This window comes from Aeromonas sp. TS_SC_11, from assembly GCF_057318915.1.
The window spans coordinates 107,491-131,562 of sequence record NZ_CM170470.1 but is presented as its reverse complement, the minus strand read 5'-3'; the positions used below and the strand labels follow the sequence as shown (position 1 = coordinate 131,562).

At 60.3% G+C, this 24,072-nt stretch carries 21 protein-coding genes and 9 tRNA genes; 16 read left to right on the top strand and 14 right to left on the bottom strand.

Annotated elements, in window-relative coordinates; all coding sequences use genetic code 11:
* Window positions 1-25: 25 nt before the first annotated feature.
* The 5 genes from trmB (at window position 26) to AC1P02_RS00625 (ending at window position 3,885) form a co-directional block, all read left to right on the top strand.
* Window positions 26-739 (top strand): tRNA (guanosine(46)-N7)-methyltransferase TrmB, encoded by a 714-nt coding sequence (gene trmB, locus AC1P02_RS00645; RefSeq protein ID WP_485183587.1) that lies wholly within the window; start codon window positions 26-28, stop codon window positions 737-739.
* A gap of 31 nt (window positions 740-770) precedes the next feature.
* Window positions 771-1,103, top strand: a complete 333-nt coding sequence (locus tag AC1P02_RS00640) for a YggL family protein (RefSeq protein WP_005317987.1) — start codon at window positions 771-773, stop codon at window positions 1,101-1,103.
* A 129-nt stretch (window positions 1,104-1,232) separates the two neighbouring features.
* Complete coding sequence (gene glsB / locus AC1P02_RS00635; protein WP_170946660.1) at window positions 1,233-2,153, top strand: glutaminase B; 921 nt, start codon at window positions 1,233-1,235, stop codon at window positions 2,151-2,153.
* A gap of 29 nt (window positions 2,154-2,182) precedes the next feature.
* Window positions 2,183-3,478 (top strand): sulfurtransferase, encoded by a 1,296-nt coding sequence (locus AC1P02_RS00630; RefSeq protein WP_096120039.1) that lies wholly within the window; start codon window positions 2,183-2,185, stop codon window positions 3,476-3,478.
* A gap of 197 nt (window positions 3,479-3,675) precedes the next feature.
* Window positions 3,676-3,885, top strand: a complete 210-nt coding sequence (locus AC1P02_RS00625; RefSeq protein ID WP_096120040.1) for a YgdI/YgdR family lipoprotein — start codon at window positions 3,676-3,678, stop codon at window positions 3,883-3,885.
* A 53-nt stretch (window positions 3,886-3,938) separates the two neighbouring features.
* Here the strand turns inward: AC1P02_RS00625 and AC1P02_RS00620 are convergent, their stop codons facing one another.
* Both AC1P02_RS00620 and AC1P02_RS00615 read right to left on the bottom strand, forming a co-directional pair.
* Window positions 3,939-7,499: an ATP-binding cassette domain-containing protein gene (locus tag AC1P02_RS00620; RefSeq protein WP_485183583.1), complete on the bottom strand. Its 3,561-nt coding sequence runs from the start codon at window positions 7,497-7,499 to the stop codon at window positions 3,939-3,941.
* A 99-nt stretch (window positions 7,500-7,598) separates the two neighbouring features.
* The gene (locus tag AC1P02_RS00615) at window positions 7,599-8,876 is read right to left on the bottom strand and encodes an alpha/beta hydrolase (RefSeq protein ID WP_485183581.1); all 1,278 of its coding nucleotides are present in this window, start codon (window positions 8,874-8,876) and stop codon (window positions 7,599-7,601) included.
* Between the two features lie 100 nt (window positions 8,877-8,976).
* Between AC1P02_RS00615 and AC1P02_RS00610 the strand changes: the two genes are divergently transcribed.
* Window positions 8,977-9,249, top strand: coding sequence for a hypothetical protein (locus tag AC1P02_RS00610; RefSeq protein WP_485183578.1), 273 nt, complete (start codon window positions 8,977-8,979; stop codon window positions 9,247-9,249).
* Between the two features lie 45 nt (window positions 9,250-9,294).
* Here the strand turns inward: AC1P02_RS00610 and AC1P02_RS00605 are convergent.
* The 3 genes from AC1P02_RS00605 to AC1P02_RS00595 all read right to left on the bottom strand — a co-directional run bounded on the left by AC1P02_RS00605 (window position 9,295) and on the right by AC1P02_RS00595 (window position 11,920).
* A tRNA-Asn gene (locus AC1P02_RS00605) sits at window positions 9,295-9,370 on the bottom strand.
* A gap of 5 nt (window positions 9,371-9,375) precedes the next feature.
* A tRNA-Phe gene (locus tag AC1P02_RS00600) sits at window positions 9,376-9,451 on the bottom strand.
* Window positions 9,452-9,643: 192 nt separating this feature from the next.
* Window positions 9,644-11,920 carry an immune inhibitor A domain-containing protein gene (locus AC1P02_RS00595; protein WP_485183576.1) on the bottom strand — a complete coding sequence of 759 codons (2,277 nt, stop codon included), beginning with the start codon at window positions 11,918-11,920 and terminating at the stop codon, window positions 9,644-9,646.
* A gap of 420 nt (window positions 11,921-12,340) precedes the next feature.
* Here AC1P02_RS00595 and rraB point away from each other — a divergent pair, with 420 nt between their 5' ends.
* Window positions 12,341-12,688, top strand: a complete 348-nt coding sequence (rraB, locus tag AC1P02_RS00590) for a ribonuclease E inhibitor RraB (RefSeq protein ID WP_485183574.1) — start codon at window positions 12,341-12,343, stop codon at window positions 12,686-12,688.
* 74 nt (window positions 12,689-12,762) lie between these two features.
* Here the strand turns inward: rraB and AC1P02_RS00585 are convergent, their stop codons facing one another.
* Window positions 12,763-14,736: a sensor domain-containing protein gene (locus tag AC1P02_RS00585; RefSeq protein ID WP_485183572.1), complete on the bottom strand. Its 1,974-nt coding sequence runs from the start codon at window positions 14,734-14,736 to the stop codon at window positions 12,763-12,765.
* A 171-nt stretch (window positions 14,737-14,907) separates the two neighbouring features.
* Between AC1P02_RS00585 and AC1P02_RS00580 the strand changes: the two genes are divergently transcribed.
* The gene (locus tag AC1P02_RS00580) at window positions 14,908-15,402 is read left to right on the top strand and encodes a substrate-binding domain-containing protein (protein WP_059113161.1); all 495 of its coding nucleotides are present in this window, start codon (window positions 14,908-14,910) and stop codon (window positions 15,400-15,402) included.
* Window positions 15,403-15,634: 232 nt separating this feature from the next.
* Here the strand turns inward: AC1P02_RS00580 and AC1P02_RS00575 are convergent, their stop codons facing one another.
* From AC1P02_RS00575 to rsgA, 5 genes are read right to left on the bottom strand one after another with little or no spacing between them, the layout of a single operon-like run.
* Window positions 15,635-16,033 carry a hypothetical protein gene (locus tag AC1P02_RS00575; protein ID WP_485183569.1) on the bottom strand — a complete coding sequence of 133 codons (399 nt, stop codon included), beginning with the start codon at window positions 16,031-16,033 and terminating at the stop codon, window positions 15,635-15,637.
* Between the two features lie 2 nt (window positions 16,034-16,035).
* Window positions 16,036-16,299: a DUF2960 domain-containing protein gene (locus tag AC1P02_RS00570; RefSeq protein ID WP_408112924.1), complete on the bottom strand. Its 264-nt coding sequence runs from the start codon at window positions 16,297-16,299 to the stop codon at window positions 16,036-16,038.
* A complete protein-coding gene (locus AC1P02_RS00565) occupies window positions 16,289-16,558 on the bottom strand; it encodes a VF530 family protein (RefSeq protein WP_485183567.1) in 270 nt (89 codons plus the stop codon). Before AC1P02_RS00565 ends, AC1P02_RS00570 begins: the two co-directional genes overlap by 11 nt.
* Window positions 16,555-17,427 (bottom strand): archaetidylserine decarboxylase, encoded by an 873-nt coding sequence (asd, locus tag AC1P02_RS00560; protein WP_485183565.1) that lies wholly within the window; start codon window positions 17,425-17,427, stop codon window positions 16,555-16,557. The genes AC1P02_RS00565 and asd overlap by 4 nt, the downstream gene beginning before the upstream one ends.
* Before the next feature lie 39 nt (window positions 17,428-17,466).
* A complete protein-coding gene (gene rsgA, locus AC1P02_RS00555) occupies window positions 17,467-18,501 on the bottom strand; it encodes a small ribosomal subunit biogenesis GTPase RsgA (protein ID WP_059113181.1) in 1,035 nt (344 codons plus the stop codon).
* A gap of 91 nt (window positions 18,502-18,592) precedes the next feature.
* Between rsgA and orn the strand changes: the two genes are divergently transcribed.
* From orn to AC1P02_RS00515, 8 genes are all read left to right on the top strand, one after another.
* Window positions 18,593-19,138: an oligoribonuclease gene (gene orn, locus AC1P02_RS00550; protein ID WP_111588383.1), complete on the top strand. Its 546-nt coding sequence runs from the start codon at window positions 18,593-18,595 to the stop codon at window positions 19,136-19,138.
* Window positions 19,139-19,327: 189 nt separating this feature from the next.
* Window positions 19,328-19,403 (top strand) — tRNA-Gly (locus AC1P02_RS00545).
* 36 nt (window positions 19,404-19,439) lie between these two features.
* Window positions 19,440-19,515, top strand: a tRNA-Gly gene (locus tag AC1P02_RS00540).
* Window positions 19,516-19,550: 35 nt separating this feature from the next.
* A tRNA-Gly gene (locus AC1P02_RS00535) sits at window positions 19,551-19,626 on the top strand.
* Between the two features lie 36 nt (window positions 19,627-19,662).
* Window positions 19,663-19,738: transfer RNA gene (locus AC1P02_RS00530), tRNA-Gly, on the top strand.
* Window positions 19,739-19,773: 35 nt separating this feature from the next.
* A tRNA-Gly gene (locus tag AC1P02_RS00525) sits at window positions 19,774-19,849 on the top strand.
* A 25-nt stretch (window positions 19,850-19,874) separates the two neighbouring features.
* Window positions 19,875-19,950 (top strand) — tRNA-Gly (locus AC1P02_RS00520).
* A gap of 25 nt (window positions 19,951-19,975) precedes the next feature.
* Window positions 19,976-20,051 (top strand) — tRNA-Gly (locus AC1P02_RS00515).
* Between the two features lie 582 nt (window positions 20,052-20,633).
* Here AC1P02_RS00515 and AC1P02_RS00510 read toward each other — a convergent pair.
* The 3 genes from AC1P02_RS00510 to AC1P02_RS00500 all read right to left on the bottom strand — a co-directional run bounded on the left by AC1P02_RS00510 (window position 20,634) and on the right by AC1P02_RS00500 (window position 23,970).
* Window positions 20,634-20,843, bottom strand: coding sequence for a cold-shock protein (locus tag AC1P02_RS00510; protein WP_005317918.1), 210 nt, complete (start codon window positions 20,841-20,843; stop codon window positions 20,634-20,636).
* Between the two features lie 271 nt (window positions 20,844-21,114).
* Window positions 21,115-21,768: a LysM-like peptidoglycan-binding domain-containing protein gene (locus AC1P02_RS00505; RefSeq protein WP_058393667.1), complete on the bottom strand. Its 654-nt coding sequence runs from the start codon at window positions 21,766-21,768 to the stop codon at window positions 21,115-21,117.
* Between the two features lie 99 nt (window positions 21,769-21,867).
* Complete coding sequence (locus AC1P02_RS00500; RefSeq protein WP_099994207.1) at window positions 21,868-23,970, bottom strand: methyl-accepting chemotaxis protein; 2,103 nt, start codon at window positions 23,968-23,970, stop codon at window positions 21,868-21,870.
* Window positions 23,971-24,072 lie beyond the last annotated feature (102 nt).

Here is a 24,072-nt window from a genome sequence, read left to right as displayed (position 1 = left end):
CGATGCAATAACGAGCAATTTGATTATGTCTGTGACCCAAGATGTATTTAACGAAGACGGCAAGTTCATGCGCAAAATCCGCAGCTTTGTCCGTCGCGAAGGCCGCCTGACCAAAGGGCAGGAGAAGGCCCTGGAAGAACTCTGGCCGGTCATGGGTATCGATTTCGCGCCAGCACCGCTCGATCTGGTCGCCCTGTTTGGCCGCGAGGCCCTTGTGGTGCTGGAAATCGGCTTTGGCATGGGCGCCTCCCTGGTGGAGATGGCCAAGAATGCCCCCGAGAAAAACTTCATCGGCATAGAGGTACACTCGCCGGGTGTGGGTGCCTGCCTCGGCACCGCCCAGGAAGCGGGCGTCACCAATCTCAAGGTCATCTGCCACGATGCGGTAGAAGTGCTGGAGCACATGATCCCGAACGGTTCGCTGGCCTGCCTGCAACTCTTCTTCCCGGATCCCTGGCACAAGAGCCGTCACCACAAACGCCGTATCGTGCAGCCGGCATTTGCCCAGGATATCCGCCAGAAGCTGGCCATAGGTGGCGTGTTCCACATGGCCACTGACTGGGAAAACTATGCCGAACACATGCTGGAAGTGATGAGCGTCGCCGAGGGTTACGAGAATACCTCCACCACCGGCAACTGGGTGCCTCGTCCCGACTGGCGTCCGCTGACCAAATTCGAACAACGGGGCCATCGTCTGGGCCACGGGGTTTGGGATCTGATTTTCAAACGCGTTAACTAATTTAACGAGTCAACTAACCTAAGGAGCTATCATGGCCAATCGTAGCCGCCGTCTGCGTAAGAAACTGCGAGTCGACGAATTCCAGGAAATGGGATTCGACATCAGTTTCAATTTCCCGGTCGGCACTGCCGAAGAGACCATCGATGCGGTAGTCGATGCGATGATCGATGAGGTTGTTGAACCCCGTAGACTGGCGTTCGCCGGTTCAGGCCACCTGGCCTGGGAAGGGATGATCTGCACTCAGCAACTGGGCAAATGTACCGAAGAAGACCGCGCCGTTCTCAAATCCTGGCTGGAAGGCAAGGGGATGGAAGCCGTGGTGGTCACCGAACTGTTTGACCTCTGGTACGGTGAACCGGCCTGATAACCGCTTGCCTGTTGTGGGCGACCTGTTACGGGTACCCTGTGTCGGGTACATAGACAAATCCCGCCATTGGCGGGATTTTTGTCAGTGGGGATGGGATCTCCACAGCCCCTAGTTATGGAATCGCTTATGGTGTTGTCATCCGAATTACTGGCCAGCATTCTGGCCGAGGTGCGCCCGCTGCTCGGGCAAGGCAAGGTGGCCGACTATATTCCGGCCCTGGCCCAGGTGCCGGCCGATCGGCTCGGCATGGCGGTCTGTACCGTGGAGGGGGAGCTGTTCACCGCCGGTGACGCCTTCGAGCCCTTCTCCATCCAGAGTATCTCCAAGGCCCTGAGCCTGACGCTGGCGCTCACCCTTTATCAGGAGGAGGAGATTTGGGCCCGGGTGGGCAAGGAGCCCTCCGGCCAGCCGTTCAACTCGCTGGTGCAGCTGGAGTTCGAGCAGGGCATACCTCGCAACCCCTTTATCAACGCCGGTGCCCTGGTGGTGAGCGATCTGCTTGAGACCCGGCTCACGGCCCCGCGCCAACGTACTCTGGAGCTGGTGCGGCGCCTCAGTGGCAACCCGGCCATCATGGCGGATCAGGTGGTGGCCCGCTCCGAATATCAGCACTCCGCCCGCAACGCCGCCATCGCCTATCTGATGAAGGCTTATGGCAACTTCGAAAACGAAGTGGACAAGGTGCTGCAAAGCTACTTCAATGCCTGCGCCATCCGCATGAGCTGTGTCGATCTGGCGCGGGCATTCATCTATCTGGCCAACCGCGGCGTGCCGCTGGGGGCCGGTGAGCCGCTGCTGCCGGCCCGTACCACCAAGCAGGTCAATGCCCTGCTCGCCACCTGTGGTCTCTACGACGAGGCCGGTGATTTTGCCTATCGGGTCGGTATGCCGGGCAAATCCGGTGTCGGAGGGGGTATCATGGCGCTGATCCCCGGTGAGCTCTGTGTGTGTGTCTGGTCGCCCGAGCTCAACAAGGCTGGCAACTCGCTGGCGGGCACGGCGGCACTGGAGCAGCTGGCCGAGCGTCTGGGCCGCTCCATTTTTTAACCTTGTTTACCATGAATCGAGAAAACATCATGAAAGCATATATTGGTCTGTTGCGGACCAGTCTGACGGCCCTGTTGCTCTGGTGCGCGCTGCCCGCCTTTGCAGCCGAACTGCCACCCCTCTCGCTGGCGGATGCCAAGGCCAAACAGGCCGTGATTCTGGATACCCGTGCCAGCCACTTCTATCAGGGCTGGCCCATGGAAGGGGAGAAGCAGGGTGGCCACGTTGCTGGCGCCGAAAATCTCTCGGCCGACTGGAAATACAGTGATGACGAATGGCCCAAGGCGCTGGAGATCAAGGGCTTGAAAGCCGATCGTCCGGTGGCGCTCTATGGCGAGCCGCGGGAAGTGGCCGAGGTGGCCCGTCTGCTGCGCAAGCAGGGCATCAAGCAGCTGTTCGAGCTGCAAGCGTGGAAAGCCGCTCCACGCGAGTATCTGGCGCGCTGGCAGCAGCTGGTCTATCCGCGCTGGCTGGCGGACCTGCAGGAAGGCAAACCCGTGGTTGCCGCCCCCAAAGGGGAGTGGAAGCTGTTCGAAGTGGATTGGGGTTCACCCAAGGCCTATCTCATCAGTCACATACCCGGGGCTGGCTATATCGATACCAACCGCCTGGAAGAGGAGCCGTTGTGGAACAAGGTCTCTGACGAGGCGCTCAAGGCGCTGCTGCTGGAAAATGGCATCCGTCACGACACTACCGTCATCCTCTATGGTCGCAACACAATGGCGGCAGCCCGCGCGGCGCACCTGATGATGTATGCCGGCGTGGCCGATGTGCGCCTGCTGGATGGCGGCCTCGATGCCTGGTTCGTGCAGCACCTGCGCACCGAAACCGGCCTGCCCAACAAGTTCGAGCCGGTGAAAGAGTTTGGCGTGGCCATTCCGGCCCACCCCGAGTACTACACCACACTCGATCAGGCCAAGGCGTTGCTCAAGCAGCCCGACAGTGCCCTGGTCAGCGTGCGCACCTGGGACGAGTTTGTCGGCAATACCTCAGGTTACAGCTACATCAAGCCGAAAGGCGACATTCCGGGGGCCAAGTGGGGTCGTGGTGGCGTGGATGCCAACAGCATGAGCGACTTCCACAACCCGGACGGCACCATGAAACCGGCCCGCGAGATCCTCACCATGTGGGATGAGTGGAATATCGAGCCGACCCAGCAGGCCGCCTTCTACTGCGGTACCGGCTGGCGCGCCTCCGAAGCCTTCTTCTACGCCTGGTTGATGGACTGGAAGCGGATCAGCGTCTACGACGGTGGCTGGTACGAGTGGAGTGCAGACCCTGCTAACCCCACAGTGACCGGTGAGCGTCAGCCCGCCAAGTCATGAACAGGCAGTAACAAGAGGCCGGACAGATGTCCGGCCTTTTTCATATGCGCTGTTGGCATCACGTTCAACGCCGACGCCAAGTCACTGATTTTTGATGTAGATCCCGTTCTGTCAATCCACTCTGTGGGGGCGGTGAGGTTGGGCTAGGCTTCAGTCAGCGTCCTCGTGGTGAGGATGAAGAGGGGATACAAGCAGCGATGAAACAACTGATGATGATCCTGGTATGTGCACTGGGGCTGGCGGCGTGCAGTTCCCAATACATCATGAGTACCAAGGATGGGAAGATGATCACCACCGACAGCAAGCCCAAGCTGGATGAGAGCACCGGCATGTACCGCTATTACGATGCCGAAGGGCGGGAGGTGATGATCAAGCAGGATGATGTCACCCAAATCATGGAGCGTTGAGGCTCCACCAAAGAACAAGGGCTGCCTGCGGGCAGCCCTTGTTGTTTCTCGTGTCAGTTGATCTCGGCAACCTGGCGGTTGACCTGACCGACAAACAGCTGATGGAAGCGGGAGTGGGAGTTGGCCAGCAGGCTGACTGGCGAGCCCTGTTCCACCACGGTTCCCGCTTCCATTACCACCACCTTGTCCACCGACAGCAGCGGCTCCAGATGGTGGGCGATGACCAGATAACTGGCCTCCGGCCGATAGCGATAGAGCAGCTCCGCCATCTTGCGCATGCCGCCGTGATCGAGATCCGAGGTGGCCTCGTCCAGCACTATGAGCGGGCGACGTGACAGCAGTATGCGGGCGATCACCAGCAGTTGGGTCTCGCCAGCCGAGAGTTGCAGCTTGTCGAGGTCCTCGTCCAGCCGGCCAGCGCAGCGCTCGGCTAGACCGACCCGGGCCAGCGCCTGCTCCAGCGCCTCGTCATCCTGCTCGGTGAGCGGCGCCAGGTTGGCGCGCAAGGATCCGAAGAAGGTGAGGGGCGTCTGGGAGACGGTGTCGTAGAGATCCCGTACCGCCTCCGGTGCAAGCCGGGACAGAGGCTGATCGCCGTAGTAAATCTCTCCCTGTGAGGCCGGGTACATGGCTTGCAGCACACCGAGCAGCGAGCTCTTGCCCGCACCTGTACGACCGCAGACCCCCACCTTCTCGCCGGGGGCCAACTCGAAGTTCACCTTGTGCAGGGCCCACTGGCTAGCCTCCGGATAGCGCAATCCCAGGTTGTCGAAGCGCACCCCGGGATGGGCCGTCACCAGCGCCTCCCCCTGCTGGCGCTCGCTCTCGATTTCGCTGTATTCGCGCACCCGCTCCACCGCATTCATCACCTGCTCCACTTCGGCGAAGGTGCGAATGAGGGAGTTGAGCATGGCCGAGGCGGTAAAGGCGTAGGTGATGGCGACGGCCCCCAGCAGCGAGCTGTTGCCAAAGGCCACCATCAGCGCCACGGCGCCTACCAGCACGGCGGAGAGCAGGGTCTGGTGCATGCCGAGCCAGCGGTTGATGGAGGTGGTGGTGTACCAGCTGCGCAGGTTGTTGTCATAGTGCAGCAGCACCTGATCCAGCGCGAAGCGCTCGGCTCCGGCCAGACGCAGGGCGGGGGCTCCGCGAATGGTCTCGCTGATGCTGATGTAGAGCGGCGAGCGCAGCACGGATGCCTGACGCCGCAGCTTGAGCTGCACCGCCCGGTAGCGCCGTTGCAGCACATAGAGCGCCCAGCCCACCAGGGGGGCGATGAGCAGCAGCAGCGGCATGTTGACGCCTATCACCACCACCTGCAGCAGCACCGAAATGAGCATGCCGAACAGTCCCATCAGCATGGACAGCAGTATCTCCTGCGCCTCCCCCAGATCCCGGTCGAAGCGGTTGAGGATGCGCCCCTGTGGCACCTTGTCGAAGAAGGCCATGGGGGCGCGGCTGATGCGACTCAGCATGCCGTCGAACAGGGTCCAGGCCAGCTTGAGCCCCAGTTTGTAGTTGATGACCCGCACCACCATGATGCAGACCAGCGATCCTGCCCCCAGCAGCACATAGATGCCGAGCAGTGAACTCACCTCTGTGAGGCCGGCCTTGCCGCCGAGCCAGAGATCCGAGGCGATGCGCAGCCCCTCCTGCCCCAGGGTGAGCAGCAGGGCGATCAGGATAGCGCCCGGGGCGGCGAGACGCTGCCACATGAAGCCAAACAGCCCCCAGTCCACCTTGCCTTCCACCACCTTCTCTTCGCTGAACTGTTCAGCCTCCTGCGGTGCCACCATGGGGGCGGGAAGCGGGTGCTGGATGAGATCCGCCAGCTGGCGGGCGTCGAGCTCAATCAATCGGCCCTGCTCGATGCGGATCACCCGATCGCAGTGGGCCAGCACGTCCGGGTCGTGGCTCACCAGCAGTCGGGTCGGCCCCGGCTTGAAGGCGAGCCCTTGCTCGAGCACCTGGGCCGAGACGATGGGGTCCAGCGCCGAGAGGGGGTTGTCCAGCAGCAGAATATCGGCCTGGGCATAGAGGGCGCGGGCCAGAGCGACTCGCTGCTGCTGACCGCCGGAGAGGCGGGTACCCAGCTCCCCCACCAGGGTCTGATCGCCGTGGCTGAGCAGGCCGAGGTCGGCGCCGAGGGCGCAGGCTCCCAGCACCCAGCGATAGCGTTCACCGTGCCAGGGCTGACCGAACAGTATGTTGTTGCGAATGGTGTCGTTCATCAACCAGGGCTTGTGGCCCAGGTGGGCGACCCGGCCGTGACGGCGGATCTCCCCCTCGAAGCTGTCATCGAAGCCGGCGATGAGGTGCAGCAGGCAGCTCTTGCCCGCGCCGGTGGGGCCCGTGATCCCCACCAGTTCCCCCGGCTGTATGATGAGACTGGCCCCTTGCAGTACCGGTTTTTGCTGGTGCAGGGCAGTGACCGCATCGACCCGCAGGCTGCCGACGGGCAGGCTGGCATCGGTGAGGTCCCTGTGCTGCTCCGGGCTGTTGAGGAACTCGCACAGCCGGTTGAAGCCGGTGTTGAAGTTGATCAGGGTGCGGATGAGATAGGGCAGCCGCATCATGGGGATCCGCAGCACGGCGAACAGGGCTATGGTGGTGAACACCTGGGGCAGGGTCAGGCTCTGGCCTGATACCAGATAGGTGGTGAAGGTGGCCAGGGTCACCAGCAGCGGCGTGCTCAGCATCAGGCTGTCGTTGATGGCATCGAGCTTGAGCACCCGACCGAGTACCCCCAGCTCCTGCTGGCGCTTGGCGTTGGCCGCCCGGGTGAAGAAGGCGCCTAGCCCGTTCTGGCGCACCAGCCGCAGCTTCTTGATGTATTCCGCCAGTATGCCGTTGCGCTCGTCCTGCTGGCGCTTGAGCTGCTGCTCCTGCTGGTTCATCCGCCGCACCACCCTGGTGGAGATGAGCAGCAGCAGGGTGAGTACCGCAAAACCCACCAGACCGGCGCTGCCCACCTGCCACACCAGCAGGGCTATGGTGCCGAGCAGCTGCAGTGCCATGGTAAGCGGCATGGCGGGGTCGGCCAGGATCCAGGTAATGTCCCACACATCCCGGTTGATGAGGTTCTGCACCCGACCGCCGGCCCTGTCGTCGAAGCTCTTGCCCCCCAGCTTCATCACCTTGGCCAGCAGGGCTTCGGCCAGCAGGCGGCGAATGGGGACGTGCATCTTGAGCGCCAGCTGCAACGAGTGCTCCGCCAGCATGCCGGCGGCGAGCACAGAGGCAAACAGGGCGAAAGCCAGCAGCAATTTTTGCTCCGTGGGAGCGCCCGCACCGAGCTGGGTCATGCTGTGGTTGAGCAGCCAGGGGCTGGCCAGGGTCGCCAGCATGCCGAGCAGCTGCAACAGGGTGAGCAGGCCAATCCGCCCCTTGTAATGGCGCCAGATAAAGGCGGTGATGGGCCAAGGGCGTACCGGCTGGGTGGCGGTGAGCTGAAGGAAGGCATCGGCCCTGCCATCCCGTCTGTCTTCCGGCAGCAGGGGATAGAGATCGTCGAGGCCGACCTGGGGTTCGGTCAGCCCCTTGCGTTGCAGCGGGCCCGTCCAGTGATAGAAGAGGCGGCTCAGCCAGCCGGCCGAGATTTCCGGGTGATCCAATGGGTGTCCTTATTATTGTGCTGCTTCCAAAGGGTGGGGCGACTCATGGGTCGCCCTCGATATTATGTGTATCGCGACGGGCTCGTCGCCCGGCCGGGATCAGCGATCCCGGTTCAGTCGGATGAGGCGGTCCAGTATCAGCTCGCCATCGACTCGCAAGCCGTTGTGTTCATATTCATTGGTGATCCAGGCGCGGCTGTTGCCGAGGCCCTTGAGGGTCTCGCGACTGTAGTCAAATTCCACATACATGTCTTCGGCATAGACGGCGCAGGCCACGGGCACAGTGTTGCGGGCCAGCTGCGCGGGATCATAGAGGGGGCCCCAATCGGCCTTTTTGGCCAGCAGGTGGGCCGCTTCCTTGAGTGGTATCAGCTCACGGAACTGCTCTAACATCCAGGGGAAGATCATCTCGCCGGTGAAGGCGAAATCCTTGCCGGGTGCCCAGGCCAGGGCCGGATATTCGGCTCTGACCCGCTCGGCCGCCCAGTTGCTGGCGACCCCTTCGGCGTAGATGGACTCATGCAGTATGGCGAACACAGGGTTGGTGTTGAACGGCTGCATGGCTTGCAGCTGATAGAGGAAGGCGGGGTTGAGCCGCTCGCCGATGAAGGCATCTTCCAGCAGGTAGTAGAGCTCCTCGAAGGCACCGCTGGCGCCGAGATCCAGCCCCTGCTGCTGCAACTGCTCCACCGTCAGGCGCTGGCCGTTGGGCAGGCGCACCTCGTGGCTGTGCAGGTGGTTTGCCAGCCGGTTGGCGATGCCCTGGGCATGGGGGAAACGGACGAAGAAGGCGCGGTTCTTGTCCGCCACCCGCTGATAGGTGGCGCGATAGACCTCGTCTGCACTGCGACCTATGGGGGCCACACCGCCTGTGAGGTAGACCTCGTGCAGACTGTCCGGGAACAGGGAAAGGTAGGTGAGGCTGCAAAAGCCACCAAAACTCTGGCCGAGCAGGCTCCAGGGGCGAGCAGGACTCAGGATGGCGCGAACATATTCCGCATCCCGCACTATGCTGTCGGCGCGAAACAGGCTGAGGTAGTCGGCCTGCTCCTGGGCGCTGCGTTGGGCCAGCGCATCGGCACTGATGGGGGTTGAGTGGCCGGTGCCGCGCTGATCGAGCAGCAATACCCGAAACTCCTGCAGGGCCCGCTTGAGCCAGCCGCTATTGGCGGTCGGACGCGGGGCACCAAAACCGGGGCCCCCTTGCAGGAACAGCAGCCAGGGCAGCTCCTCGTGCAGCCTGTCCTGGCGGCAGAGGGTGCGACCAAACAGGATGAGCGTCTCCTCATCGTCCGGCTGCTGGTGATCAAGGGGCACGGTGAAGAAGTGTGGCTCGCAATGGATGCCGTCCAGCACGTAACGCAAGGGGCTGCTCATCTGACGTTCTCCCTGAACGAGGTGATTTTTTGGTGGGAGCCATATCATAACCATGGCCCCCGGCCCGGTCACGCCGGTTTTCCAAATTGTTAACAGTGTCATGAGCCGGAGTGAGGAAGGCATCATTGATGAATTTATTAGCGAGGTGAAGATTGACGATAAAGGGGGGCTGATACAAAGATGGCTCGCCTGCCGATGTGCGCAGGGATCAGTGCTGGAACAGGGTGAGGTGGGCTTGATGAAGCCTGAGTGGACACGACGTCGGAAAAAAGAGAAAGGGGTAAACCCGGAAGGCGTGCTGCAGACAGGGCTCTTGCTGTTTAGCGCCGCCTGTGGGGCTACCCTGCTGTTGGCAGCCTGTAACGGCAGCTGAAACAGGCATAAAAAAAGCCCGCTCGATGAGCGGGCTCTTCAAATTTGGCTCCTCCTGCTGGACTTGAACCAGCGACATACGGATTAACAGTCCGCCGTTCTACCGACTGAACTAAGGAGGAATTATTGGTGCCCAGAGACGGAATCGAACCGCCGACACGGGGATTTTCAATCCCCTGCTCTACCGACTGAGCTATCTGGGCAACGGCGCGCATTAAACCCTTTATACGCAGATGTGTCAACCACAGGGGGCAGATTGAGGTACCGTTCGCTCGATAACCGAGCAATTTCCCCTCCTGTCAGCGGTTTTTACCCTCAATCCTGCCTTGTTGTGCTGTTTTTTCGTTGTGGGCAATGAAAAAGGGGGCCAGAGCCCCCTGGGTGCATTGGATGACTCAGTGACGGCTGACGATGATCCGTCCCGTGCTCATGTCGCGGGCCTGACCGGTGACGCTGATCTTGAGGCCATGCTCGGGCAGCAGGCGACCCGCATCCGGGATCTCCTTGCTCTGGTAGCTGCGGGAATCCTTGAACACCCGGTTCGGGGTGACCCAGAAATCGCGCAGCAGGGAGCCGCTCGGGTGCTTGAGGTTGAGCGGTTGCTGGAAGCCCAGGCTGAAGGTGGCATCGTGGATCTGGTAGCGGGTGCCGGCGACGGCGCCGTCACTCCACTTCAGAGTGCGTTGGTCTGCATCAACGACGCCGAGGAAGCCCTCACCCGGGTGAACGCCTACCCAGTTGTTGTCCTGGCTGTTGTCCACGTACCAGAGCAACATGCCCGGCTCGTAGCGCATCAGCTGGTCAGACACATTGATGTGGGCCAGCCCCTTGTCGACCCCTGCGTGGTTACGCCACTCGGCCAGGTAGTAGTGATCCTTTGCCTCGTTGCCGTTGCTCTTCACGAAGCCTGCCAGGGTAAAGGCAGAACTGCCCTCGGCCCCGTCGCTCAGCAGTACCTCGCCGTCGGCGGCCACCTGGAGTTCATCCACGAACAGGCCGTTCTCGGCCACGCCGCCATCGCTCAGGTATTGCAGGGTCAGGGTTATCTTCTGACCGGCCCAGGGGCTCAGGTCAAATTCGGCATCGGTCCAGCCATTGGAGTTGCCCGTGATGCCGACGCCAAAGCCGATCCCGTTCGGATCGTCGCTGGTGGTCAGGTTGCCGGGGATGGGCTGACCGTTGACCAGCACCCGCCCATAGTCAAACCCCTCTTCAATCTGGTACCAGGCCTTGAACGCCAGATTGGCGCTCTGCTTGCCGGTCAAGTCCAGGGTCAGGTTCATGCGGTTGTCGAGGTTGTTGGCCTTGCCACCGTGGTATTCGTATTGGCCGGCATAAGGCGGATTGAGCGGGATCTGCTTGGCGGGCAGATTGATGCGTACCACGTCGTCGTTGCGGCCCTTGTCGTTGGCTTGATCCAGCATGTAGACGTTGCCGCGGGGGCTGAGGTCGGCGAGCTGCACATTGCTGCCGTGCAACCAGTTGCCGCCGAGGGAGGCCTGCAGGAACTCCTTGGCCCAGGCGGAGAAACCGGTCGGCTCTGTGCCGCCTATCACCCCGGCCCAGGAGCCGGATGACATGATGGACCAGGTGGCCACAGGTTCACCCTTGCCGGTGTACTTGGTGTCGTACTCGTCCGGCAGTCCCAGATCGTGGCCATATTCATGGGCACAGACCCCGGCCGCCGCATCGATGGGCTGGATGGTGTAGTCGTAGGCGGCAAACTGGCCGCCGAAGTTGCCGTTCGGGCTGCTGGTGCCGGGGATGGGGAAGGGGGCACCCAGGTTCCAGCGATGGGCCCAGATGGCATCCTCGCCAAGATCGCCACCACCGGCCTCTTCCCCCACGCTGGAGTGGAAGATCATCAGGTGGTCGATGAGACCGTCCGGCTCGTTCCGGTTGCCGTTGCCGTTGAGATCGTAACGATCCTCCTGGTCAAACTGGGCCAGATCGATGGAGGGGTCATTGGCCACCTGGATCAACGCCTCCTTCACCAGGTCCCGAATGGTGTTGGGGGTGGCATTGGCGCCGTAGTAGGCGGCATTCTTGTCGGCGGTATACCAGCCCGCCACCTGACCGCGCACGCTGTAGCTCTTGCCGGATTGCTGCTCGTAGAACTGGCGCATGGAGATGAATGTTTCACCGTTCGGGCCCTTGTAGCCTTTGCCGGAGAACAGCAGGTCGTTGTAGTGCTCGGGTGTGTAGTCCGGGTAGTACATCTTGGTGAGATCCGGGGTGACGCTGTTCTTCGGGTAGTCGGGAAAGTCCACCAGGATGGCGAGGATCTTGTCCTTGCGCATCTTGCCGTTGTAGTGCTCCTTCTCGATGGACTTGAGCAGCAGGGTGGGCACCCGGTCGCCGGGACGGGCCGTGCCGTTCAGGCGGATCTTCTTGAGGATGGTCTCCCGCATCTTGCCCTCTTTCACCGCCAGGGTGCCGCTGTGGCCCTGGTAGGCTCGCGACTTCTCGCGATAAAAACGGGCGAGGGCGGCCTGCTCCATCTCGGGGGAGGCCAGGGTGGGGATGCGACCGCTTTTCTTCAGCATATCCAGCACCTTCACCTCGTCGGCCAGGGGGGCATCGAACGGGCCATGTACCGGGGCGGCCATGGCGTGGTTTCCAATCATAAGGGTTGAGCCGATGATCAGGCTCATTATTGTTTTTTTAGGCATTCTATGTGCTCCTTCACATGATAAAAGGGAGCCTTGCTGGCTCCTCTTTCCGTACGGACCCTGTTGCGCCCGCGTCCCTTGATACACCCCTTGAGTGACCCTTGTCACTGAGCGAAAACTGATTGATAGTGCTGATTTCACAGTGCTTTTCGATGGGGTTGTGCGTATCGTCAATCCAGATGTGAAGTTCCGTATGGGACATTTCACGAGAAGCGGCAGATTACACTTTATTAACCTTTTATGATGGCACCCCATTTGGGGTGGCCCCGGGCGAGCCGCTATCTTGGCTTGCGCATTGAGCCGGATGCGCTCTGCGGGTATGCTTTGCCGCAACTATGCCGCTCCGGGTGAATGTGAGCCGAAGCAGGCACCCGATTGCCGACGGCATGTGACACTAACAAAGTAGTAGCTGGGGTTAATATGAGTCTTGATTTGCAAGAGTGGCGTGCAGAGACCACCGCCATCGTCAACGAGTTGCTGGCCGATGGCAGCAACCCGGATCTGGAATATGACATTGAGCACCACTTCGCCTGTCAGGATTTCGATCAGCTGGAGAAAGCGGCCGTCGACCTGTTCAAGGCCGGTTTTGAAGTGACTGACGCGGAAGAGATGGAGCTGGATGACGGCGCCCCCATCTTCTGTTTCGATGCCACCATAGAGCGCAAGCTGGACATAGAGACCATAGTGGCCGACATCGAGAAAATGTTGCCGATCCTCAAAAAGTACGGCGTGGATTACGACGGCTGGGGCACTTACTTCCAGGAGTAAGGACAACCGCGGGTGTCTGCGCTGTGCCGGACAACAAAAAGGCCACTTTCGAGTGGCCTTTTTGTTGTCTGCGATCAGCTGCCGGGCAACTGATAGTTGCGGGCAAATTCGTCGGGTGGCAGTGGGCGGCTGAACAGGTAGCCTTGCAGCCGATCGCAACCGGCTTGTACCAGCCAGGCTTGCTGCTCGGGGGTTTCAACCCCTTCGGCTGTGATCCTGATCCCAAGCTCGTGGCCCAAGCCGATGACGGAGCGCACTATGGCGGTGGTGGCCTGGTTGGTGGCCAGCCCCTGGGTGAAGCTGCGGTCCAGCTTGAGGGTAGCCACCTGCAGCCGTGGCAGGTAGGCGAGCGAGCAGTAACCTGTGCCGAAGTCATCGATGGCGAGCTGGAAACCCGCCTCAATCAGGTTGGCGAGGTTGCTCTCAATCTCGTCGGCGTTCTCCATCAGCACCCCTTCGGTGATCTCCAGCTCCAGTTGCCAGGGGGCGAGCCCGTGACGCTCTATGCAGGCGAAGATCTGCGGGCAGAGGTCGGGGTCACGAAATTGCAGCGGTGACAGATTGATTGAGAGCACCAGATCCGGTGCCGCACCCTGCCAGCGGGCCAGCTGGGCACAGCCTTGTTCCAGCATGCGCTGACCGAGCTGGCCGATGAGCCCCAGCTCCTCTGCAAGCGGGATGAATTCATCTGGCGAGATCATGCCGAGTTCGGGGTGGGGCCAGCGGCAGAGCAGTTCAGCCCCGTGCAACTGGTTGTTGCGGGTGCTGATGATGGGCTGATAGACGGCGGTGAGTTGCCCCGACTTGATGGCCAGCGGCAGCTGGGCCGCGATCAGCTGACGGCGTTTGAGTTTGGCGTCTAGCTCGGGATCGAAAAGGGTACAGTGCTGCTGCTGACGCTTGCCCTGGGCCAGCGCGGCTTCGGCATGGCTCAACAGCCGTTCGGCGTCGTTGGCCCTGCCGTGGGCAATGCCAAGGAACACAGGGATCTGGATCCTGTGTTCTTCGATCTGGTAGGGCACCATCAGCTCGTTTTGCAGGCGGCGACTCCAGTCCGCCAGCGGTTCACTCAACTCGGGCAGCAGCATGGCGAAGTCGTCGGCGGCGACCCGGCACACCAGTGACTGGGGCGGCGCCAGCTGTTGCAGACGACGGGCCACCTGGCTCAGCAGGCGATCGGCGACCCGGATGCCGAAGCGGTCATTGATCTCGCGAAAGTGTTGCAGGTCGACCAGCAGCAGGCTGGCCTTGCGGGCCCCGAGGTGGCGACTGGTCTGCAGAAAATGGGAGAGTTTGAGCAGGCCGGTCAGGCTGTCGTAGTGTTGCTCCTGCTGCAACTGGGCCTGGGTGGTCCGCAGTCCCGTGATGTCACGGCTCAAGGTCAGGATGCCGAGGGAGTTGCCCTCGTCGTCCGGCACATCGACCCGGGTTATCTCCAGGTGGCGGCCCTGACCGTTGGCATCCACCAGGCAGTATTCGCCCCGCCCCATGGGCAACTCGGTTGAGAGTCTGTGTGCGACACGCTGGCCGAGCGCCTCGCTCGCCGCCATGCCCATGAAGTCGAGAAAGGCCTGGTTGCAGTCGATGAGCAGTCCCTGATGGTCTTCCAGCCGGATGGGATCCGGGATGGCGTCAAGCAGCCGGCGCTGCAGCAGCTGCTGCTGGCGAAAGGTCTGCTCCAGCTCCTTGCGCTGGCCAATCTCGTTGACCATGCCAAACAGCGCCACCGGCTTGCCCTGCTCGTCATAGAGGGGGATCTTGTGGATCTCCATCCAACGGGTGCTGTCGCCACTGTTGCAGTGCAGCTGCTGATAGAGCAGAGGATTGCCCTCTGCCAGCAGGCGATCATCCTCTTCCCGAAAGATGTTGCCCCATGGCATCTCTATGTCCGTCTTGCCGATGAGCTCTTCTGTTTGCTGCAGACCGGCCTGCTCCACAAACGTGCGGTTGGCAAACAGGTAGCACCCGTCCGTATCCCGACAGAAGATATTCATGGGCAACTGATCGATGATCTGCTGTAACAGCGTCAGGGTGAGCAAGGAATTCACGCAGGCACTCACGGGGGTAATTTCGAGCAAATCTATGATAGCAGACGGGTTTTGTAAAGCTTGGGTTAACGAGGATGCATTTCTGCCGATCTCTGCTGACAGTCTGTGTCGTCAACGCCATAATAGCCGCCGGTTGGCCGATGGCCGAATAATATGGATGAGAGAAGCAGCATGAAAAAGATATTGGGGATCGCCCTGGCCCTGCTGATGGTCGGGTGTGCCAGCGACAACAATGGTGGTGAGCAGTACCGCTATAACCCGCCGGTTGCCAAGGCGACCAACAACACCCAGGAGATGCAGATCCCTGTGGATCTGGTGTGGGCCCGTGCCGAGAAGTGGTTTGCCGATCATGGTCTCAACATCGAGAACAGCCAGCGTGGCTCAGGTCTGATGACGGCCAACGTCGAAAACTCCGCCGATGGTCTGGAGTGGCTGGATTGCGGCACCATGGGTTCCAAAGTGGCGCTGGGCAACCCCAATCTGCAGATCAATCTGATCATCACCCAGAGCGGCAACAACAGCGTGGCGACCGTCAACGTCAAGGGCAATACCCAGCTCTACTTCGTTGAGTCGTCCGGCGAGCGTGTTGCGGCCCCCTCCATCACGCCTGTCTGTGTCTCCCAGGGGCGCCTGGAACAGAGTCTGTTTGCCACTCTGGGCAACTGATCCGCCTCTGTCAGCCGCCTGCTTGTATGGTGGCCAGCATCAAACACCCCCTTGCTTGCAGCGGGGTGTTTGTTTTTGGGCGGTCAGCATGCCCTGAATAGAGGGTATATGCCGCCGTCAGCGCATTTCAGGTTCTGACACCCGGGTGCCCCTGTGTTGCCGCCAGACATAAAGAAAAACGCCCCCGGCAGGGGCCGGGGGCGTTCGGAGCGTCAGCACGACTGGCTGGCGACTAGAGGGCGCTGTCACCGTGAAAGAGAGCCTGCTCGCCGGATTTGAGCACATAGCCTTTCCAGGGGAAGAGCTGGTAGGCACCTCCCTGCCAGGACCAGTTGCCCTCATCCCCTTGTCGGGTCAGCAAGGTCTGCTCACCGTTTGGCAGAGTCAATTCGGCCTTGCTCTGGTCGGCGTTGAACAGCACGAAGGCGCTGCCGGTCTCATCCGATTGGAGGGATTGCAGTCTCACCGCCTGCTCGAACAGGCGCACGCACTGGTTGGTCAGCGCGGACCATTGATAACCGGCGCTGGCACGACAGCCGTGGATATCCTGATCATTGCCGACCATATGCTGGGTCGGGGTACTGCAAGCCGCCAGCAGCAGGGAGGCGGCCATCAGAGTCAGAGTGCGCATGCTTACTCCTGCTTGTCTTCGAGATTGTCCCGTTCGATGACGATGTTGGAGAAACCCAGCTCCTTGAAGTAGTTCTCCTGGTAATCCTTCACGCTCTTCTTGTCGCGGCGGCAGACTTGGGCCAGCTGGGCCTCCATGGCGTGGAAGCTGGAGAGATCCAGCCCTTCGGCGGTGGCAATGGCATCGTAGATGCTGCGAAACTTGTCGTTCGCATAGCCGAGCTCTTTGGTCTGCTTTTTGTAGGTGTAGGTAATCTTAAACGCCATCTGGCCCTTCCTTCTTCAATTTGGCTTGCTTGCGCTGGACATAGAGGTAGAGGCTTTCGACCTTCTCCCGTGCCCAGGGGGTCTTGCGCAAGAACTTCAAGCTGGACTTGATACTGGGGTCGTCGGTGAAGCAGCGGATGTTTATCTGCTGTCCGAGCTCTGCCCAGCCATAGTGCTCGACCAGGGCGATAACGATCGCCTCCAGGGTCAGCCCGTGCAGCGGGTTTTTTGCTTGCGAGGAGCCTGGCTGGTCACTCATGCGTCGGCCGCCAGCTTGGCAAAGGGTTGACCCATGCGAGTGGTGACGCCATTGGCCAGATGGGGCTCAAAACCGGCAAGCATGCCAGGGCCAAACAGGCAGACCACTGTGCTACCGAGCTTGAACAGGCCCATCTCGGCCCCTTTTTGCAGTGTGATGGCTTCATCACCGCTGTAATCCCAACGCACCACTTCTTTCTGCTTGGTCGGCGCTATATTGCCGGCCCAGATGGTTTCGATACTGGCGACGATAGTGGCGCCGACCAGCACCAGCGCCATGGGGCCATGGGGGGTGCGGAAGGTGGCGACCACACGCTCGTTGCGGGCGAACAGGTTGGGCACATTCTCGGCGGTGAGCGGGTTGACGGAGAAGAGATCCCCCGGCACGAACACCATGCTCTCCAGTACGCCGTCCAGCGGCATATGGATGCGGTGGTAATCCTTGGGCGCCAGATAGATGGTGGCAAAGTCCCCATCCTTGAATGGCGCCACCAGATCCTCGAAGCCACCTAGCAGCTCGCGGGCGCTGTAGTCGTGGCCCTTGGCCTGGATGATGCGGCCCTGATGAATGGGGCCGAGCTGGCTGACGGTGCCGTCCACCGGCAGGGCCAGGGTCATGGCATCCTCGACCAGCGGACGGATCCCCGGCTTGAGCTCGCGGGTGAAGAAGGCGTTGAAGCTCGCGTAGTGGGCCGGATCTTCGTGCAGCGCTTCGCTCATGTCGACGCCGTACTGCTTGATAAAGGCCTCTATCACCTTGGTGGTGAGGTTGCCCGCTTCTGCGGCAGCCAGCTTGCCCACCAGACGGGAGAGGGCGTACTTGGGCAAACAGTATTGACCGGCAATTTTCAGGTTGTCAGTGATGCTCATGATCTTGATCTGGTCTTTATGGAAAGAGGGTTGAATAGGTCACGTCCGGGCTTGTTGCCGACCGTGGCGGGCTTCCTGCATGGTTTCCAGGATGCGGTGATAGTTGTGGAAGCGATCGGCACTGATGTCGCCACGGTCGACCGCCGCACGCAGGGCGCAGCCTGGGTCGTCCTTGTGGGTGCAGTCGCGGAATCGGCAACCACCCAGGTAGTCACGAAACTCGATGAAGCACCAGGTGATGCGATCAGCTTCCAGATGCCAGAGTGCGAACTCGCGGATCCCGGGGGAGTCGATGAGATCGCCGCCGCTCGGGAAGTGATAGAGTCGCGCCGTGGTGGTGGTGTGCGTACCTAGCCCCGAGTTTTCGGAGATCTCGCCGGTCAGCACATCCAGCCCCGGCATCAGGGCGTTGGTGAGCGACGACTTGCCCACCCCGGACTGGCCGACGAAGATGCTGATCTTGCCTTCGAACTGGGCCTTGAGCTCATCGAGGCCTTCGCCGCTCTCACAGCTCACCAGGATCACCTGGTAGCCCAGCTTGCGATAGGGGTCGAGTTGCCGTTCGACACGGATGCGGGCAGCATCATCGAGCATGTCGACTTTGTTCAGCACTATGAGTGGCTGTATCTCCACATCCTCGGCGGCGACCAGATAGCGGTCGACAATGTTGGTGGAGAACTCGGGCATCACCGCCGAGACGATGATGATCTGGTCGATGTTGGCGGCGATGGGTTTGACCCCGTCGTAGAAATCCGGCCGGGTCAACACTGAGTGGCGCGGATGCACCGCCTCTATGACCCCTGCGGTCGCGGTATTGAGGCCGGGCCGCCAGACCACCTTGTCGCCACACACCAGGCTGCTGATGCTGCTGCGACGCAGGTTGCTGCGGTGGATGGTGCCGTCAGTCGCTTCTACGTCAGCATGCTGACCGAAACGGCTGATCACCACTCCTTCAATGGCCGGGCCAAACAGGGTGTCATCCACGACAGTGGTGTGATCTTTTTGCAACCGCCGCTCGCGGTTGGCCTGGACGCGCCTTTGTTGACCCAGATTGAGTTTTGCTTTCTTTGCCACTCGATTCGCCAGTTTATGAACAGATTCAAAGCCAGTATGATACATGCAAATTGGCAAAATTCCGCCATTCCTCCCAATAGAGAGAATAATCATGACAGTCAGCGCGCAGAACCTGGTATGGATCGACATGGAGATGACGGGTCTGGACCCCGAAGAGAACGTGGTACTGGAGATCGCCACCATAGTCACCGACAAGGATCTGAACGTGCTGGCAGAAGGGCCTGTCATCGCCATCCACCAAAGCGATGAAGAGCTGGCCAAGATGGACGACTGGAACGTCAACACCCATACCAGGAGCGGACTGGTGGCCCGGGTCAAGGAGAGTCAGTATGACGAAGCCAGGGCCGTGGCCGAGACCCTCGATTTCATTCGCCAGTGGGTACCGGAGCGCACCAGCCCGCTGTGCGGCAACAGCATAGGCCAGGATCGCCGCTTCATGGTCAAGCACATGAGCGAGCTGGAAGCCTTCTTCCATTACCGCAACGTTGACGTCAGCACCATCAAGGAGCTGGTACGTCGCTGGCAGCCAGAGCTGCTGGATCAGTTCACCAAGAGTGGCTCCCACATGGCGCTGGACGATATTCGTGAATCCATCGCCGAGCTGCGCTTCTATCGTAGTCACGTCTTCAAGATCTGATTGCCTGGCAGGGGGTTGCCATCGATTGGTTGCTAAAATCGACAGTTCGGCCAGCTTTTGAGCGAACGCGCGCAACCAGACGAAAAAGCCCTTGCAATTGGAAAGACTGCTCTTATAATTCGGCTCCCGTGCAGTAGCGCAAGCAACCAAATGCTGCACGATTTGTTTTGATGCCATTTTATGGTGTGTGCGGGAATAGCTCAGTTGGTAGAGCACGACCTTGCCAAGGTCGGGGTCGCGAGTTCGAGTCTCGTTTCCCGCTCCAAATTGTGATGATGAAACTGGTTCAATCCAGCCCGATGCGGGAATAGCTCAGTTGGTAGAGCACGACCTTGCCAAGGTCGGGGTCGCGAGTTCGAGTCTCGTTTCCCGCTCCAATCATCTTCACAGACCAGATAATGACAACGCTGTTGCGGGAATAGCTCAGTTGGTAGAGCACGACCTTGCCAAGGTCGGGGTCGCGAGTTCGAGTCTCGTTTCCCGCTCCAAATTGTGATGATGAAACTGGTTCAATCCAGCCCGATGCGGGAATAGCTCAGTTGGTAGAGCACGACCTTGCCAAGGTCGGGGTCGCGAGTTCGAGTCTCGTTTCCCGCTCCAATCATCTTCACCAGCGCAAAACGACCATTTATGTTGCGGGAATAGCTCAGTTGGTAGAGCACGACCTTGCCAAGGTCGGGGTCGCGAGTTCGAGTCTCGTTTCCCGCTCCAAACATTTGCAATGTGACATCCTGTTGCGGGAATAGCTCAGTTGGTAGAGCACGACCTTGCCAAGGTCGGGGTCGCGAGTTCGAGTCTCGTTTCCCGCTCCAACACATTTGCAAGTGACATCCTGTTGCGGGAATAGCTCAGTTGGTAGAGCACGACCTTGCCAAGGTCGGGGTCGCGAGTTCGAGTCTCGTTTCCCGCTCCAATCTCTCTCTTCGAAGTACCCAAATCCAATAGATAAACATATTGATTACAACACCCGGTTGGTAGAGCATGCTCCGTGCCTTGCCAAGGCTGGGGTCGCGAGTTCGAGTCTCGTTTCCCGCTCCAATTTCTCTTCAAATGCCCTCTCTGTACGTCATCGAGTACTGAACCAATCGCAGTCGGTAGAGCATGATTCATGCTTGCCAAGGCTGGGGTCACGAGTTCGAGTCTCGTTTCCCGCTCCAATTTCTCTTCGTAGTACCAGCATTCCTTTTAATCCTCCAAAAATGACTTCCGTATCGCGCTGCGATGCGTTTGTGTTCCTGCTTTTCAGCTCTACCCCTCTGTTTGCCAAGTTCGCTTAGCCTGATAGCAAGACGCTGCCCTGGTCCGGGGTGAGCTGATACCCAGTGCTCGTGATGGCCTGATGGTTGAGGGGCGACAAGAGGGAAATGGCGGGCAAGCGCAGTCACAACCCGGAGAGGGTCTGGTCACCAGCGGGCGATGAACAATAGTGGAATGGTAAACGGCAGGCAAAAAAATAGGAGGAGCAGGTCTCCTCCTACAGGCTCACTGGCGTGGCTTAGAGCAGAGTAACGTTCTCAGCCTGAGGACCTTTTTGGCCCTGAGTCACAGTGAACTGGACTTTTTGACCTTCAGCCAGGGTCTTGAAACCTGTGCTCTGGATGGAGGAGAAGTGAACGAAAACGTCCGGTCCCTGGGATTGCTCAATGAAGCCAAAACCCTTGGTTTCGTTAAACCATTTTACTTGGCCGGTGCGAATGTCAGACATGTGGTAAGTCCTATCTATAACGAAATGAAACTAAGCCTTGTTGGGCAGCATTTGCCTAGGAATCAGGGGTTGAAGCATGACTGACCACGTCAATTTGTCCCAGTAGCATGTAGAACAATCCCTGTCTAAAGCACAAACGATTGTACGTGAGAGCAGATCCTTGTCAATTTTGTGCTTTTCATTTTTTGAGCAAGCTAAAAATATTGTGAAGTCAGCGGCTTATTTCACTGTGCTGGATCAAAAAGCGGGAGGCTCATGGCCTCCCGTTTTGTCACTCCTTGAGGGCGAACCCTTGGCCCTGCCGGTCATACCGATAGATGGCCTGACCGTAGGAGCGGATCTCCACCCGCTGGATACGGCGGTTGTCATCCACCAGAATGAACACCGACTTGCCCGATTGCAGCCGGGTCAAAGGGCGGTCCGGCCCTTCGATGGCAATCAGGCGACTGAGCTCGGCGCCTGGCAGCTCGAACTTGCGCCAGATGGAGTAGAGGGTTTCACCGGCTTGCACATCGTGCTGTAGCCAGCTGCCATCTACTTTCTCTTCGACCGGTTTGGCGGCCGAGGTGCCATTGCCAGTAGTCAGCGCTTCGGCTGGCACGGCCAGCGGCACGGCGAGCGAACCGGACGGGGCGGTTGTCGGCATGGCAGGCGCAGGTTCCCAGGCCAGCAACAGCAGCCAGATGGGCACCAGCACCAGCAGGCCTATGGTGTGTTTGCGGGGCAGCGGGTTGGCCAGCTTGAATTTGCCCGCGCCGGCCTCCTGGCCGCGTTGGCCAAGGCCACGCATCCCTTGGCCGATGCGCTGGCGCAGGGGCAGGGTAGCGGCATTGATACGATGGAGCAGGGATCCTTGTGATTCGTCTTGTCGACGCTGCTGGGCTCGTCTGTTATGGCCACGTGGGCGACGGTCCGGGGTGGGCACGGCATTTACCTCTCACTACATTGCCTGCCATCAGGCAAATTCGTTGCCTATGGTAAACGGACTCGCCCCCGAGGGGGAGAGTCCGAGAGAGGAAAATTGTCAGCTGAGACGAAATTGTCCCAGTAATTGCTGCAAACGCTCGGCTGCCTGACGCAATGCCTGGCTGGCTTTGGCCGTTTCGGTCGCATCCTGAGCGATGTCGTTGGCCAGTGCGTTGGTTTTTGACAGATTGCCGGACACCGTCTCGGAGACGGAGCTCTGCTCCTCGGCGGCGGAGGCGATCTGATAGGTCATGTCGTTGATGGTAGAGATGGCCTGATAGATGCTGGCGAGCGCCTCTTCCGCCAGATCCGCCTCGCCCACCGCCTGATGGGTCAGCTGCTGGCTTTGATTGATGGCGCTGACCGCATTGGCCGAGCTGAGACGGATTTTCTCGAGCAGCTCCTGGGTGTTCTGCACCGCCTGCTGGGTGTTGCCCGCCAGCTTGCGCACCTCGTCGGCCACCACCGCAAAACCTCGGCCCTGTTCGCCTGCCCGTGCTGCCTCTATAGCGGCATTGAGCGCGAGCAGGTTGGTCTGATCGGCAATGCCCTGGATCACAGTGAGTATGTTGGTGATCTGCTCGCTGTCGTGAGCCAGCCCCTCGACCACTTCGGCGCCTTTGCCTGCTTCGGCCGCCACCTTGTGCATGGACTGGATCACCTGCTGGAAGCGTACCTTGCCCTGATCCGCCGCGCTCTGGGCCTGCTTGGCCGAGTCTGCGGTGTTGTTGGCGTGGGTGGCCACTTCCTGGCTGACATAGGACATCTCCTGTACCGCGGTCAGCATCTGCTCCATCTCCGCCTGGTGATGCTGCAAGTTGGTGTCGGTCTGGCCTGCAATGCGGTCGGTATCACCGGCGTGGCGGTTCACCTCGCTGGCGGTTTTCAGCACATCCCCCAGCAGCACCTGCAGCTTGTCGATGAAGCGGTTGATGCCCTTGGCGAGATCCCCCAGCTCGTCGACGGATCGGGTGGTGAGGCGCTTGGTGAGATCCCCCTCGCCATCGGCAATGTCATCTACCAGGCTGACCATCTGGCGGATGGGGCCCGTGATACTGCGCGCTATCATCAGCATGGTGGCCAGTGCCAGCACCAGTACGACAAGGGCACCCACCAGTTGCTGGGTCATGGCAGCCCGACTCATGTCGCTTAGCTGGCTTTCCAGCTGATCGGCGCCCGCCAGTACCACCTTGTAGGGCAGGGTGACTATGATGGCCCAGTTGCGGCTCATGCCTGGTACCATGATGGGCACAGAGATACGAAACGACTCGTCCAGCTCCTGACGCTGTACTTCCGGTTTCAGATATTGCTGCCACTGGTTGCCGAGCAGCTTGTCGGCCCGGCTGCCAAGCAGGCTGGCGTCACCGCTGGTGCCCGTGATGACGCCGGCGGCGCTGACGATCAGGGTCTCGCCCTTGCCGTCATAGATGTTGCTGTTGAGGGACTGGGCCTGACGGCTGATGGAGTCCACAGCCAGATCCAGCGCGGCGATCCCCTTGAACTTGCCTGCCACCATGATGGGGGTGGTGATGGTGCTCACCAGCACCTGCTGGCCGTTGATGTCCACCTTGAAGGGGTCGATGAGGCAGGAGCGTCCCTCCCGTTTCGGGCAGGAGTAGTAGTCGTTGGCCGGGTTGCCGAATTCATCCGGATCGGTCTTTTCGATGGAAAGCAGCAGGTCTGTGCCTATCTGGTCCTTGTCACGATAGAAGTAGGGCACGAAGCGGCCCTGACTGTCGCTGCCCAGCGCGCTTTGACCGGCGAAGGTGGCGTCCTGGCCGTCGAAGCCGTTCGGCTCGAAGCCGGCGAAGGCGCCATACAATTGTGGTTCGAGCGCGAGCTGCGCCTTGAGCAGGTCGGTGGCCTGCTGGCGATCCAGCGGTAGCTTGCCCTCTTGTTGCAAGGCGAGGGCACTGGCCATCTGCTGGGTATAGGAGAGTCCCTTTTGCAGCAACTGTGTGATGGTGGCGGCCTCGGCCCGTGCGTTGGCACTCACTTTTTGCCAGGCTTCTTGCTGCAGGGCGGCGCGACTGGAGCTGATGGTCAGCTGTTGGGTCTGTTGACCGGAATACTGGTTGAGCAGGATCAGTATGACCAGGGCTGCGGTCATGGCGATCCCGGCCATGACCAGAATTCGATTCTGGATAGAACGGAACTGCATCGTCTCTTCCTTGTGTCGTGAGAAGTAGTGTGAGAGTTGTTTGGATATCGGCCGGAGGAGGCAGCTCTCCAACACTCCCCATAGCAAATCGGAAATGCCGCT